A 13298-nucleotide genomic window follows, 5' to 3' on the forward strand; every position below is an offset into this window, starting at 1 on the left:
TAGTGTAGCAGTTGGATTCGCAGGTTCTGCGCCTTTCGGGCAAAGGTCATCACGGATGCCGAGAAGAGCATGACCCTCCCCCGCGCCCGCTCGGGCGAAGATCGCCCTGGCCACTCCAGGCGCTAGCGCCCGGCGCGCAGCTCGTGCACGACCCCCATGAGCTCCCGTACGCGCCTCACATCGACGCGCACGTTATCGAGGCGCTCGTCCTCAAGTCGTCCGCCCTCCTTGAAATAGGTGCCCACCACCGCGGCATCGCTCACGCTGAGCTTCTCGCGAATGGTGTCGGGGCGGCACCCCGTGTTGACCAGCACTGCCACCTCGGGGTTCCTCTCCTTGACCGACCGAATCAGCCCCGAGTCGACATCCGAGCCCGCAGCGTTCGCGGAGACGCACAGGCCGTCGGGGTGCACCTTGAAGATGGTCGAGGCGGCGACGTCGGCAAGCGGGCGCAAATCGAGGCTGACGTCCGACTCGGGGTTGATGAAATAGAGCATGCGCAGATCGTCGAGGTGAAGCTCGGCCTTGCGGCGCATAAGCATACTGAAATCGTTGTCGTAGAGGCCGCCGTCACCCACGTAGACGCCCGAGAAAGTGCCGCGGACGAACCGAGCCTCGCATGCAGCGGCAAGCTCTATGCAGGCAAGCCCGTCGCTGATGGCGTCGACTCCGTACGGCACGCTCATCTCATCCCTGAGCCGACCGACGACGTAAGACATGGTGGCGGGCGTCACATGGCTCATGTGCCGCTGGTACGGCAGGGAAAACTCGTTCGAGATGATGACTCCGTCGACGCCGCCCTCCTGCAGAGCCTCGAGGTCGCGCTTCGCATGTTCGACGACTCGATTCACCGATCCATCTCGCCCATAGCGCGGGTCTCCGGGGAGAGGGTCAAGGTGCAGCATCGAGATGATGGGCTTATCCACGCCGAATAGTTCGTTGATCCACATGTGCCAATTCTCCTGTCGTCAGTGTCTTCCGTTCGTCACCCCGCGATGCTCGCGGTGGCTAGCGCGAGAGTCGGTGGACAAGCTCCCTGGTCGCGGGATAGAGCTCATCGAAGATCTCCTGGTAGCGCTTGTAGCTCTCATGGTGCTCGAGGTTCGGCTCATAGGTCACGCCGGGCTTGACGCGACGTGCGATCTCGTCGAATCCGGACCAATGCCCGGTCGCGACTGCTGCCATCATGGCATCGCCGTAGCTCGCCCCGATGCCAATGGCGGGCACCTCGATGGGCTTGCCCGTCACGTCCGCAACGACCTGCATCCACAGTCCATTCTTGGTTCCGCCGCCTGCCGCAACGACGCGTCGTATGGGAACGCCGTCCTCCTCGAAGATCTTGAAGTGCTGATTGATCGAATAGGCTACGCCCTCAAGGGCGGCGCGAACGAGGTGCGCGCGCGTATGTGCGAGCGTGAGCCCCACGAGGCAGCCGCGGGCATCCGGGTCGTTGATGGGGGTGCGCTCGCCGGCGAGGTATGGGAGGAATATGAGTCCATCGCTTCCCACGCCGACCTCGGCCGCTTCTCGCGCCATGGACGCATACGCCGACCCATCACCATTACCCTCGTCAGAAGCGAGGTCGCGGAAGACTTCGTCGCGCAACCAGCGCGTGAGGGTGCCGGCGGTGTTGGTGCCCGCAGAGACGTCATAGCTACCGGGGATGATGAAGCGCTCACGCCAGATACGGTCATCGTTCACGAGGCGGTCCGCCACGAGGAACATGTAAATCGACGACCCAAACTGAAGCATGAGGTCGCCCACGCGCCCGATGCCGCAGGAGATGCCTTCGGCGCCGGAATCGTCGGTCCCCACCGTCACGGGAGTCCCCGCCGCAAGCCCGGTCTCGGCGGCGGCGGACGGTGTGACGTACCCGGCGATGTCGGTCGTCTCGCCCACGCGAGCAAGCTGGTCGGGACGACAGATTGGTTCGCAGAGCGTCGAGTTAGGCGTCCCATCAGGATCGTAGAGGGGGTTGAAGCTCGCGAGGCCGAGGAACTTGTCAACCCAGTACTGGCCCGTGAGCCTCGCGGTTATGAAGCTCGAGGCTGTCAGAAACTTGTGAGCGCGCCCGAAGACCTCGGGTTCATTCTCGCGCACCCAAAGGATCTTCGGCATGACATCCGAGCTGCCAAGCGGGCGTCCGAACCAGCGGTGGATCTGCTCGTCCCCATAGAGTTCGGTAAGCTCGCGGCACTGCTCCAGGGCGCGCGCGTCAATCCCGTATAGGATGGCCTTGCGCAGCGGTCGGCACCCCTCGTCTACCGGCAGGCAATCAGCGCCGAGCGCACTCGCGGCTACGCCCGCTATGTCAGAGGCCTCGATCCCGCTCGACTCGATGAGGTCGCGTGAGATTGCACAGAAGTCGTGCCACCAGACGTCATCGGCATCGTGCTCATAGTACCCGGGCCGTGGGTTCTCCATCCCGTGCTCCATGGAACTCTGCGCTACGATACTCCCCTCGACGTCGATGATGACGCCCTTGCTCGCGAAGGTGCCGGTGTCGATGCCCATGAAATACGGCTGTGTCACGAGACCACCCCTCTCTCATGTCGCCGAAAGGCGATGTAGATAGATAACTCCCAATTGTTTTTAGTCCAATGAGAGGGGTATGGCGAGACGACCGACGCGAGCGGTCGAAAAAGAGTGGTCTAATGGTATAGGTTACTTATCTAGCTAAAGAGGCACAGAGGGCGCGGTCACCCGCAGCTCGTCCCCTGGAAACGGAGAGCTATTCTCCCTCGCTCACCTTGACGGTGAAGAAGCAGGCGTCGCTTCGGTTGTAAGAGCGCATGAACTCGATGACGCGTCCGTCCTCGCGGTACGTGTAGCAGGTGAACAGCAGCGCGTCGCGCTCCTCGCCAAGCTTGAGCATGCGCGCGAGCCTCGTTTCGACGGGAACGATCTCGAGGGTCTGCCAGGCGCGCACGGGCGACGACTCGTAGAAGTCGTAGACGTCCTGCATGGGGAAGATTTCGAGGTCGACGTCCATGAGGTTCGGGAAGAGTTCGCAGGGGACGTAGACCTCCTCCATCGAGATGGGCTCGCCGTCAGCCAGGTCGAGGCGCTTGATGTAGAAGATCTCATCCTCGGGATCGATGCCGAGACGCTTCGCGTACGCCGATCCGGCACGGCGACGCTGTCGATCGAGGATCTTCACGCCGGGCTTGGACATCCCGCCTTCGATGGCCTTGCGAAATCCGGTGAGGTGATCGAGGTCTCGCTCGATACGCTTGCCGACAACGAAGACGCCCTTGCCCTGGACACGTTTGAGCAGCCCCTCCTCGACGAGCCCGTCGAGGGCCGCACGGACGGTCAGGCGATTGATGCCATAGGTCTTCGCGAGCGCGTTCTCCGAGGGAATCGCCACGCCGGGAGCGTACTCGCCCGTCGAGATGCGCTCGCGAACGACACCCCTCAGCTGCATGAAGATGGGTGAGCTCTCATCGATGCCCGACATGCTACCTGCCCTCCCCTTCGCTGAACGGACGAAGCTCCGTCCCGAAGACGATACGCTGCGGCATCGCGATGGTCGTGAAGTACTCGAGCGGCTTGCCCTCCTGGTCGAGCATGAGTCCCTCCTGGAAGAAGGCGGTCGTGCCCGCGGGGTAGTGCAGGAGGTCAGCCTCTCGCTCGTCGAGCTTGCAGACGTCGATCTTCTCGGTGCCCCGCGTCGCAACGAGGCCGTACTCCTCGCGGAGAACGCCGTAGAGCGACTCCACCGCATAGTCATGCCTCTCGATGCCGGGGCAGTCCCTTGCATTGACGATCACGGACTCGATGGCCGCCCTCTCGCCGTCGACGATGCAAACCCTTGTGAGCTCGAAGACGGGCGAGGCCAGCATCACGTGGAGCTGGCGCACTGCATGCTTGTCGGCCTCGGCAAGACGAGACGAGACGACGATCCGATCGAGCTCGCCGCCCGCCGCCGCAATGGCCTCGGAGGAACCGAGCGTGTCCTGAAGGTTTCGAACGATCTTGGGCTTGGCGACGAACGTGCCGAGCCCCACCTTGCTCTCGACGACGCCAAGCTCGGAGAGTCGCTTGATGGCGTTGCGCAGCGTCATGCGATTGACGCCCCACTGCTCGCACAGGTCCCTCTCGGAAGGGAGCCTGTCACCAGGGCGCAGGTCGTTATCGATGATGTAGCACTCGATTAGCTCTGTGATCGTGTCTCTGGAACTCAAGGGTCCCCACCTGTCAGACGTCTGAGTCTCGTTTCCTCGATTCTCCTAAATATATAAGACTTGCCGTCGCCGTGCCGACGGCACGCGGGTCATTCGCCCATCACCTGCACCAGAAAGGTACGCTCAGAGGGTCCGTCGAACTCGCAGAAGTACACCTCCTGGGCCCCACCCCTCTCGATTCGCCCGTCGTGCACGAGAAAGTGCGCGTGATTGCCCGTGAGGAGCGCCTTGAGGTGGCCCGTGGGGTTCCCGGCCGTCGAGCCGTAGTCGGCAAGCATACGGGCATGGGCGTAGGGATGATCCTCCGGCACGAGCCGACAGAGGAACTCGTCGATGTCGCTCTCAAGGCACTCGAGCGCCTCGTTGGTGGTGATGCCCGTCGTCGTGTGGCGGGACAGAACCGTGACCATGCCGTCGGTGACGCCACTTTCAGCCACGACGCTCTCGATCTTCTCGGTAATGAGCGTGTACTGGTTGTACTCGCTGGTGAGGAAGGTGAAGCTCTTCTCGAAGACCATGGTCCTCCCTAGTCGCGTCCGTACAGGAACTCAAGGGCGTTCTCGCCCTTGACGAGCTCGAGGGTGCTCTCGCGCAGGCCGAGCCCCTCGAGGGCTCGTGCCATGCGGATCTGCTCGAAGCGAGGGTTGTCGCTGCCGAACATGACCTGGTGTCTCAGGCTGCGATCGATCCAGGTAAGGGGAAGCTCCTGCGTGAAGAGGCGGTCGTAGAACTCTCGCGCGCAGTCGAAGTACAGGGCGGCCGTGTCGGCATAGACGTTCCTGTGCTTGACCATGAGCATCGCCGCCTCCTCGAGCCAGGGCCATGCGAAGTGGCCGAGACAGAAGCGCAGGTTCGGTCGGGCCTCGGCAAGCTCCTCGAACTCCACGGGCCGTCCGAACTTCGCAAGGGTATGCGGCTCCCAGGACATGCCGGCGTGAAACATGACGGGGCGGTCGTGGCGCTCGCAGATGTCGTAGAGCGGCTGGACGCAGTCATCCATGGGATAGAAGCGCTGCCTGCCGGGATGCAGGTTGAGTCCCACGAGGCCGAGCTCCACAAATGCGCGCTCGAGCTTCTCGGCGGCGGCGGGGTCATGCGGGTCGACCGAGGCGAAGCCGATGAAGCGGTCGGGCCGGAGGTCAACGAGCGATTGGACCTCCTCGTTCGAGACGGGGGTGACGCCCTCCGTGACGAGATAGTCCTGTCCGAGGAGGCACATCTTGTCAAGTCCGGCCAGACGCATCTGGTTCTCGATGTGGGCGAGCTTGGCGGTTCCGTTCAGGTGGATGTCAAGGACCTCGTGACGCATCTCCTCGCGCACGGGGTCCGAGTTGATGGGCTCATAGAAGGCGGGGTGGACATGGATGTCGATAAACACGTGAGCCTCCTACTCGGCCAGCATCGAGCGAAGGTTCTCGATGGAGCGGCGCGCATAGAGGCGCGGCTCGCTGAGGTAGTTGGTGACCAGCTCGATCGTGGCCGTCCCCTCGAAGGGCAGGTCGCGGATCTCTTGGACGAGCTCGCGATAGGGCATGACGCCCTCCCCAGGGACCAGATGCGTCGCATCGACACCGTTGGAGTCGGGGATGTGCAGGTGATAGAGCTTTTCGCCAAGCAACGTGAAGTAGCTCATGATTTGCTCCTGCTGGAGGAACGGGGGCACGACGTCGAGCATCCCCACGAGGTAGTCACTGTCAACATGCTCGAAAAGGTCGACGAGGTCGTTGGCGCATTTGAAGACGTTGGACTCTTCGGGGGTAAGTGTCTCGACCACGAGCTTGACCCCAACCTTGGCCGCATGGCCGGAGAGCTCCTCCATCGTGCGATAGAGCCTTTCGCGCATCTGATCGTGCGTCGCCTCGTAGCCGGCGTGGGCTGGGCTGACGAGCATGAAGTCGCTGCCCAGGGCGCGCGCCTGGTCGAGGCATACCTTGAGGTAGCGCACGGCGTCCTCGCGCTGGCGCTCGCTGCCGATCATGAAGTTGTAGGGATATGCGTTATGCTCGGGCGTGTACCCACGGATGTCGACCCCGTACGCATCCCTCAAGCGAAGGATCTCGTCGATCTCGCCCGCGGCAAGGTCGGGGGCGTAGGCGTGCGGACGTCCGCCCCAGAGCTCGATGAAGTCGTACCCGAATCGCTTTGCGTCAGCAAACATGTCCTCGATGTCGCTGCGCTGGTATCCACTCGTAAACAAACCGATCTCAAACATCTTCCCATCCCCTCTGGCGGACGCGCCGCCGCTCGTGCCGGCCTCGCCGGCTCGGGTGTATAGAGTTATGCGGTGACAACCCAGGGCTCGAAGACTCCCACGACCTCGCTCGCGATTCGAGCCCCACGATCAAGGCATCCGGCAACGTCATCGCCCATGAGGACGCCCACGAGGAAACCCGCGATGAAGGAGTCTCCCGCCCCGACGGTGTTCACGAGGCGTGAGGCCGGGTAGACAGGACCCTCGCAGAAGCGCTCGCCGTCCCACGAGAGGCTGCCCCGCTCCCCGAAGGTGGCCGTCGCGACCCTCATGCCGCGATCCACCTTGTCCCGGAGGTAGTCGCGGATGGCGTCGTCCTTCTCGCCATGGGAGGAGAAGAACCCGTAGTCGACGTAGGGAAGGGTGCTCTCGACGAGCGGGTGATCGAGACGATCGGCATAGTCGAAGCTCACGAGGGTTCCGGACGCGTGAATCTCGGGCAGCGTCGCCTCGGCATTGCCCCAGAGCGCCGTGTGGACGATGTCGTGCTCGCACGCGAAGGCGATGTCGTCATCGGAAAAGGAGATGTCGGCCAGGACGCCCTCCAAGTACTCGCCATGGACGCGATCGAGTCCCTCGAGGTCCATGTACGTGATGGCGGTCATGCCCTCGACGACCTTGAGATGAGAGACGTCGAGGCCCTCGCGGCGAAGGGTCTCGACCATCCAGGAGCCATGGCCATCCGACCCCGTGGTAGAGATGATCGACGTGGGCACGCCGAGCTTTTGCATGTTAACGGCCGTATCCACGGCGTTTCCCGTGGGATAGGCGCGCGCGAGATTGCGATAGTAGTCTATGCAGTTGTCGCCGATACAGGCTGCCCTCATGACTCCTCCTTGTTGCTATGTGGTATGCCTTTAAAACGTACTTATATACTAAATTCATCGAACGTACAGCTCGCTTATATCTGGCTCATACCGCACGCGGACGATTTCACAACGTTCAGCTTGAAACTCCAAGGATTTTCAAACACATTCGCCGAAGCGTAGATTCGCTATACCGCTTATAGTGTTTTTCATACCACTCGTCTCAGAGTAGATGCACGGGGCATTCCAATCGGTAGCATTGCCGTGGACGCGCAGCACGCGCACACGATCGAGACCACCAGAAGGAGAAGCACATGAGAGTTGCCGCAGCGGGAGACAATTGCGTTGACGTCTACCAGGACGAAGGAAAGAAGTACCCTGGCGGGAACCCCGTCAACGTCGCGGTCTACCTCAAGCGCATGGGGATCGACGCATCCTATACCGGCGCAGTCGGAACCGACCCCGAGGGCGCCTTCCTGGCAGATGCCCTCGAAGCCAAGGGGGTCGACCTCTCCCACCTCCACGTCGATGAGGGGCAGACGGCCGTCACCCAGGTGAAGATCGTCAATGGCAACCGCGTCTTCGGCGACTACACCGAGGGCGTCATGGAGAGCTTCAGGCTCACCGAGGACGATCTCGCCTTCGTCTGCGGACACGACCTCTTTGTGAGCGGCATCTGGGGCCACACGGCCGAGGAACTTCCGGCCATCAAGGCCTCGGGCACCACGGTCGCCTTCGACTTTTCCGACCAGCCCGACGACCCCATGGTCGACTCCGCACTCCCCTACGTCGACTACGCCTTCTTCGGCCTCGACGCCGACGACAGTGACGAGGTGCGTGCCTTCATGCGAGAGAAGCAGGCTATGGGGCCCAAGGCCGTCGTCGTGACCCTCGGCGAGCACGGAAGCCTCGCCTTCGATGGAACCACCTTCTACAAGCACGGCATCATCGAGGTCGACCTCGCCGACACCATGGGCGCGGGCGACTCCTTCATCGCCGGATTCATCAAGGGCGTGCTCGAGGGCAAGGGCGTTTCGGATTGCATGGACGAGGGCGCCCAGAGCTCGGCGGTCACCCTCCAGTACTTCGGCGCATGGTAGGGGGCGGACATGGCCAACGAGACCAATCCGATACTCGCCAACATCTTCGAGCAACCCGCAGAGCTCCATCGCGTCCTCGATGACCTCTGCGGCCCGCATCTCGACAAGGTGCGAGAGATCAGCGCCCTCATGCAGTCCTACGACCGCGTCGTCCTCACCTCCATGGGAAGCGCGCTCTACTCCCTCATGCCGATGTACGAGGCGCTCGTCGACGACGGATGGCGCAACGTCGAGCTCGTCGAGACCGCGACCCTGATCCACCATCCCGAGCGCGTCCACCATGACACGCTCTACCTCATGATGAGCCGCTCGGGCGAGAGCCGAGAGGTCGCCGACTTCGCCGTATGGCTCGACGCGCACGGCCACGAGGCCGCGTGCGTGACCATGACGCCCGACTCCACGATGGCGACCCATTGCGCCCACGTCCTTCACGACGTCGCGAGCTACGACAAGATCGTCTGCATCAAGGCGTACAGCTCCATGGCCCTCTGCGGGCTCTTCATTGCGCACATGGCAGGCCGAACGGAGCCCGACGGCACGCTCGTCTCGGCGCTTCACGGTGCGTTCGACTGGATGGAGGCCAACAAGCGCGCCATCCTCACCGGGCTCGAGGAGGTGCCGTTCCTCTCCGCGACCGACTGCTTCTACCTCATCTCGCGCGACGAGGGCGTCAACATGGCGAGGAGCGCATCGCTCTGGATCGAGGAGACCGCCAAGGTCGGGGCCAACGTCATGACGGCCGACAACTTCTACCACGGTCCGATGGAGCTCGTGCGCGCGCAGGGCATCACCCGCACGCGCACCACGCCCATCCTGATCGACGTCTACCCGGACGAGCGCTCGAGCATGATCTGGGACTACGTGAACGACGCCGCGCCAGACTCGCTCTACTTCGGCTTCGACGACTCCGCCCGCGCGGGAGCTCGCTTCACCTTCCCCGAGCTCGGGCTCGACGGCCCGTGGATGATGCTCGTCGAGGCGATCTACTTCCAGCTCCTCAGCTATCAGGTCGCCCTCGCCCACGGCGTCGAGCCAGGCATGTTCTTCGAGGACGGGTGGGTCGTCAAATGAGCGCGGGCGAGAAGAGCGCGACGCCGAGCCGAGTCGTCTGCGGGATCGACGTCGGCGGGACGCGCACCAAGGTCGGGCTCGTCGACACGTCCAGGCCCGGACGCGTGATGGCGCTGGACGTCTTCCCGACGGAGCGCGAGAGCGAGGACGCCTTCTACCGCGGCATAGCCGAAAGCGTCTGCCGGCTCGTCGCGCAAACGGGCACGAGGCCCGTAGGGGCTGGCGTGAGCATCGGATCCTATGTCTTCTCGGACGGGACGATCGACGGCCTCTCCTCGATGGTGCCCTTCCTCACCCATGGCCACCCGCTCGGCCAGCAAATGTCGGCCACCCTCGGCCTGCCCGTGCGCGTCGACAACGACGCCAGGCTCATCTGCATGGCCGAGGCGCTGGCCGGAGAGGGCCGGGGCTTCGGCCGCGTGCTCACGCTCACCCTGGGCACGGGCATCGGGTTCGGCCTCGTAGAGGACGGTCAGCTCGTCGAGGACGAGCCCCGGGGCCACCTCGCCGGGCACGTCTGCGTTCGCGAACGCGACGACGACCCCTGGATCGACGAGAGCCCCTGCTACTGCGGGCTCGAGGGCTGCCTCGAGCAGACCTGCTCCGGCACAGCCCTCGAGCGCGTCGTCCATCGCGTGCTGGGGCCGGCGGCCACCAACAAAGACCTGTTCCAGCGCTCCGTCGCGGGAGATCCCGTCGCCCGCAGAGTGGTGGACCGGTTCCTGGGCTACCTGCTTCGCGCGCTCAACCAGTACGTATACCTCTACTGCCCCGACGTCATCGTCCTTGGGGGCGGCGTTGCCCGCGGACTCGAGTCCTACGTCGACCGACTCCAGCGCGGCATCATCGCCGAGGTGTACCAGGGGCAGCATACCGAGCTGCGCGTCACGCGGCTCAGGGAGGAGTCCGGCGTCATAGGCGCCGCGGGCCTCGTCTCCAACTAACGCCCTCCTCTGGGGCGACGTGCCCACTCCCCCGTCAGCACGTCGCCCCATCCCCATGGGAACCACCCGCACCATATCTGACCTCAATCGCAAGGAGACCCAGACACATGACCACGGCAAGACCAACCATGCTCACCTACGTCCACGAAACCCCGTCCGTCCTCAGGTCGCAGCTCGAACGAGACGTCGCCGCGCCGCTGGCCCAGGCATTTGTCGCCGGCAGTCACTCGCGCGTCCGAATCGTCGCATGCGGGTCCTCGAAGAACGCTGCGACGATAGCGCGCCCCTACGTGCGCTCCGTCCTCGGTCGCGAGGTCGACATCGTGGAGCCGTACACGTTCTGCGCCTACGAGCGCGACGCGCACGCCGCCACGTTTACGTTCGTCATCTCACAAAGCGGATACTCCACCAACGCGCTTGCCGCCCTCGCCGCCATTCGCGAATCAGGCGGAAGGGCCATAGGCGTCACGGGCGACCCCGCGTCGGACTTCGCCGGCGCGTCCGACTTCCTCGTCGACTACGGAGTGGGCGTCGAGCTCGTGGGCTACGTGACCAAGGGCGTCTCGGCGCTCGCGAACTTCCTCTGTCTGTTCGCCCTCGACGTCGCGCGGGCCGAGGGTCGCATCGACGACGCCGAGCGCGAGCGCGAGGTCGCACGTCTCGCCGACGTCGCAGGAGCCCTCGCCCGCGTTGCAGGCGATGCGCCCGCCGCCCTCGCCGCGCGCTACAAGGAGCTCTCCAACCTCGAGCGCGTCTTCATGGTGGGCGCCGGAGCCAACTATGGGATCGCCTGCGAGGGCGCCCTCAAGTTCGGCGAGTGCCTCCAGATTCCCGCCATGGCCCTCGAGCTCGAGGAGTACCTGCACGGGCCCAACCTGCAGCTCTCGCCCGACTACGCCGTCTTCTTCAACCTCGTGGGAGGCCGCGACCACGCTCGCGGGCGCCAGCTCGTCGAGGCCACGCGACTCGTGACCGACCACGTCTTCGTCCTGACCGACGACCCCGAGGCCGCAGGCGCCGACGTCTCCCTCGCGCCCCAGGATGGCTTCCTCGCGGCGCCGATCGCCCTTCTCCCCTACTACCAGACCCTCGCCTATCAGCTCACCGACGACAGGCACCTCTGGCACAAGCACCCGCTGGTCTCAGCCTTCGACAGGGCCGTCTCCGGCAAGAGCGAGAACTACGTCGACCGCGAGGTCCTCTAGAACGACGAGAAGAGCCTCCGCCACAGCCCCCACCGTCACAGGCGCAGCGTCCGCGCGTCCGGCCGATCCACACACGCCCCACTCGCCTGCATCACCACGCCCAAAGCAGACCTGCGTCAACGGAAATCGGGCCCGCACCGTCAGAGCAGATGGTGCGGGCCCGCCTCTTGTCGCTGTCGGATGCGCTAGCGCACGTCGTGCACCACGCGACCGTCCAGGAAGGTCATCACGCACGCACAGCCGCGCGCGTCAACGGGGTCGCAGGCGAGCACGTTCCTGTCGAACACCGCGATATCGGCACGTTTGCCCGGCTCGAGCGTGCCGACGCGGTCCTCGATCATCAAGTCGAAGGCGCCTCCCGCGCACCAGGCACGCAGCAGCTCGGCGGGCGAGACCATGTTCTGCGAGAAGAGCGGGCTCCCTCCCTCGGGGAAGTAGCCACCGCAGGCACTGTAGATGCCCGTCCCCAGGTCGTCGAAGGTCATGGGGAGGTCTGTCGCGCAGGCGACGGTAACGCCGGCGTCGAGCATTCCGCGGCGGTTCCAATAGCGGGTGCCACGCTCTTCTCCGATGGTGCGCCTTATCATCTCGGCCTTTCCCGCTCGGCTTGCGATCGACTGGATGAGCGGATACACCTCGGCGACGACGCCGAGCGCCGCCATGCGCGCGAAGTCGGCGGGGTCGGCGGCCTCGAGGTCGGTCATGGCGTGGCGCAGCCTCAGGCGACCGTCGTCGTCACGAGCGCATCCCTCGTAGATGTCCAGCGCGTGCGAGACGGCGCCGTCTCCCTGCGTGTGCAGGGAGAACCTGAAGCCTGCCTCCTCGGCGCGGCGCACCTCGTCCGCGTGATGCGCCCAGTCGACGTCCATCGAGCAGCGGCCGTCGAAATCGAGATAGGGCTCCTTCATCTCGCCCGCATGCTCGCCAATCGAGCCATCGGTCATCTGGTTGTAGCCGCTGAAGTCCACAAGCTCGCTTTCCGCAAGGCGGTGGCGCAGGCCGAGCCCGTACTCGATGTCGGCATCGCGTCCCACCGGCTGGCTCATGAGGCTCACGCGCACGGTAAGCTCGCCCTCGCTCTCGAGGGCGAGCGCCTCGTCGACGAACCAGTCGTCGTCGTAGCCCATCTCCTTGGTCGCCGTCACCCCATAGCCGTTCATCATGGACAGGTACCTTCGATAGAGGGGAACCGACGCCGCGTGGTCGGCCATGACGGCGGCAAGCAGCAGGTGCGCTCGCTCGGACCAGCACTCCCGCGGCGTGAAGCCAAAGCGAGCCTCAGCCGCCGCGTTCATCACCATGGCCTCGGCGCCCTCGCAGACCAGCACGCACGGCTCGTCCGCGAAGACCTCGTCGAGCAGGCCGGTGTCGTCAGTGGCGAGCGCGACCGGCAGGCCGTGACCCACGCGAAGCGCGAAGCCCTCCTGGGCCGCGACGCGCGCCGCCGCCTCGGCCAGGCTCGCGCAACCAGAGAGGTCGGCCCCGTAATGCTGGAGCAGCCAGCCCTGGAAGAAGCAGTGGGCGTCCACGAGGCCGGGGGTCACGAGCGCGTCCCCGACGTCGATCACCCGGGTCGCGCCGGTGACGAACGCGTCGCCGTCTCCCTCCCCCACGCTCACGATCTCGCCGTCGCACACGGCCACATGGCCCGAGAACGGCGCGTCGGCCACGCCGTCGAAGATCGCCCTCGAGCGGATAACGAAGCTCTTCTCGTCCATCTTGTTCCTTTCTTTC

13 protein-coding genes are annotated in these 13298 nt (G+C 64.6%); 4 read left to right on the forward strand and 9 right to left on the reverse strand.

Annotated elements, in window-relative coordinates; genetic code table 11:
* Positions 1–122: 122 nt before the first annotated feature.
* From M5D76_RS07550 to frlD (M5D76_RS07585), 8 genes are all read right to left on the reverse strand, one after another.
* On the reverse strand, positions 123–950 hold the full coding sequence (locus M5D76_RS07550) for a BtpA/SgcQ family protein (protein ID WP_248922774.1): 828 nt from the start codon (positions 948–950) through the stop codon (positions 123–125).
* Between the two features lie 58 nt (positions 951–1008).
* Positions 1009–2532 (reverse strand): FGGY-family carbohydrate kinase, encoded by a 1524-nt coding sequence (locus M5D76_RS07555; RefSeq protein ID WP_248922775.1) that lies wholly within the window; start codon positions 2530–2532, stop codon positions 1009–1011.
* 199 nt (positions 2533–2731) lie between these two features.
* Positions 2732–3460 (reverse strand): GntR family transcriptional regulator, encoded by a 729-nt coding sequence (locus M5D76_RS07560; protein ID WP_248922776.1) that lies wholly within the window; start codon positions 3458–3460, stop codon positions 2732–2734.
* 1 nt (position 3461) lies between these two features.
* A complete protein-coding gene (locus M5D76_RS07565) occupies positions 3462–4187 on the reverse strand; it encodes a GntR family transcriptional regulator (RefSeq protein ID WP_248922777.1) in 726 nt (241 codons plus the stop codon).
* Positions 4188–4276: 89 nt separating this feature from the next.
* Positions 4277–4705 carry a secondary thiamine-phosphate synthase enzyme YjbQ gene (locus M5D76_RS07570; protein WP_248922778.1) on the reverse strand — a complete coding sequence of 143 codons (429 nt, stop codon included), beginning with the start codon at positions 4703–4705 and terminating at the stop codon, positions 4277–4279.
* Positions 4706–4713: 8 nt separating this feature from the next.
* The gene (locus M5D76_RS07575) at positions 4714–5565 is read right to left on the reverse strand and encodes an amidohydrolase family protein (RefSeq protein WP_346348407.1); all 852 of its coding nucleotides are present in this window, start codon (positions 5563–5565) and stop codon (positions 4714–4716) included.
* Positions 5566–5574: 9 nt separating this feature from the next.
* Entirely contained in the window at positions 5575–6399 is an 825-nt protein-coding gene (frlC, locus tag M5D76_RS07580) for a fructoselysine 3-epimerase (RefSeq protein WP_248922779.1), read from the reverse strand.
* A gap of 65 nt (positions 6400–6464) precedes the next feature.
* A complete protein-coding gene (gene frlD, locus M5D76_RS07585; RefSeq protein ID WP_248922780.1) occupies positions 6465–7265 on the reverse strand; it encodes a fructoselysine 6-kinase in 801 nt (266 codons plus the stop codon).
* A 293-nt stretch (positions 7266–7558) separates the two neighbouring features.
* Here frlD (M5D76_RS07585) and frlD (M5D76_RS07590) point away from each other — a divergent pair, with 293 nt between their 5' ends.
* From frlD (M5D76_RS07590) to M5D76_RS07605, 4 genes are all read left to right on the forward strand, one after another.
* Positions 7559–8344: a fructoselysine 6-kinase gene (gene frlD / locus M5D76_RS07590; RefSeq protein ID WP_248922781.1), complete on the forward strand. Its 786-nt coding sequence runs from the start codon at positions 7559–7561 to the stop codon at positions 8342–8344.
* A 9-nt stretch (positions 8345–8353) separates the two neighbouring features.
* The gene (locus tag M5D76_RS07595) at positions 8354–9415 is read left to right on the forward strand and encodes an SIS domain-containing protein (protein WP_248922782.1); all 1062 of its coding nucleotides are present in this window, start codon (positions 8354–8356) and stop codon (positions 9413–9415) included.
* Positions 9412–10359, forward strand: a complete 948-nt coding sequence (locus M5D76_RS07600; RefSeq protein WP_248922783.1) for an ROK family protein — start codon at positions 9412–9414, stop codon at positions 10357–10359. Before M5D76_RS07595 ends, M5D76_RS07600 begins: the two co-directional genes overlap by 4 nt.
* A 107-nt stretch (positions 10360–10466) precedes the next feature.
* Complete coding sequence (locus tag M5D76_RS07605; protein ID WP_248922784.1) at positions 10467–11564, forward strand: SIS domain-containing protein; 1098 nt, start codon at positions 10467–10469, stop codon at positions 11562–11564.
* 185 nt (positions 11565–11749) lie between these two features.
* Here M5D76_RS07605 and M5D76_RS07610 read toward each other — a convergent pair whose 3' ends face one another.
* The gene (locus M5D76_RS07610; protein WP_248922785.1) at positions 11750–13282 is read right to left on the reverse strand and encodes an amidohydrolase; all 1533 of its coding nucleotides are present in this window, start codon (positions 13280–13282) and stop codon (positions 11750–11752) included.
* Positions 13283–13298 lie beyond the last annotated feature (16 nt).

The sequence above is a fragment of the Olsenella intestinalis genome (assembly GCF_023276655.1).
GTDB lineage: Bacteria > Actinomycetota > Coriobacteriia > Coriobacteriales > Atopobiaceae > Olsenella_J > Olsenella_J intestinalis.

Coding starts and splice junctions, on each gene's coding strand:
- M5D76_RS07570 (WP_248922778.1), bottom strand. CDS start 4,705: ATGGTCTTCGAGAAGAGCTTCACCTTCCTCACCAGCGAGTACAACCAG.
- M5D76_RS07610 (WP_248922785.1), bottom strand. CDS start 13,282: ATGGACGAGAAGAGCTTCGTTATCCGCTCGAGGGCGATCTTCGACGGC.
- M5D76_RS07600 (WP_248922783.1), top strand. CDS start 9,412: ATGAGCGCGGGCGAGAAGAGCGCGACGCCGAGCCGAGTCGTCTGCGGG.
- M5D76_RS07595 (WP_248922782.1), top strand. CDS start 8,354: ATGGCCAACGAGACCAATCCGATACTCGCCAACATCTTCGAGCAACCC.
- M5D76_RS07605 (WP_248922784.1), top strand. CDS start 10,467: ATGACCACGGCAAGACCAACCATGCTCACCTACGTCCACGAAACCCCG.
- frlC (WP_248922779.1), bottom strand. CDS start 6,399: ATGTTTGAGATCGGTTTGTTTACGAGTGGATACCAGCGCAGCGACATC.
- frlD (WP_248922781.1), top strand. CDS start 7,559: ATGAGAGTTGCCGCAGCGGGAGACAATTGCGTTGACGTCTACCAGGAC.
- M5D76_RS07550 (WP_248922774.1), bottom strand. CDS start 950: ATGTGGATCAACGAACTATTCGGCGTGGATAAGCCCATCATCTCGATG.
- M5D76_RS07560 (WP_248922776.1), bottom strand. CDS start 3,460: ATGTCGGGCATCGATGAGAGCTCACCCATCTTCATGCAGCTGAGGGGT.
- frlD (WP_248922780.1), bottom strand. CDS start 7,265: ATGAGGGCAGCCTGTATCGGCGACAACTGCATAGACTACTATCGCAAT.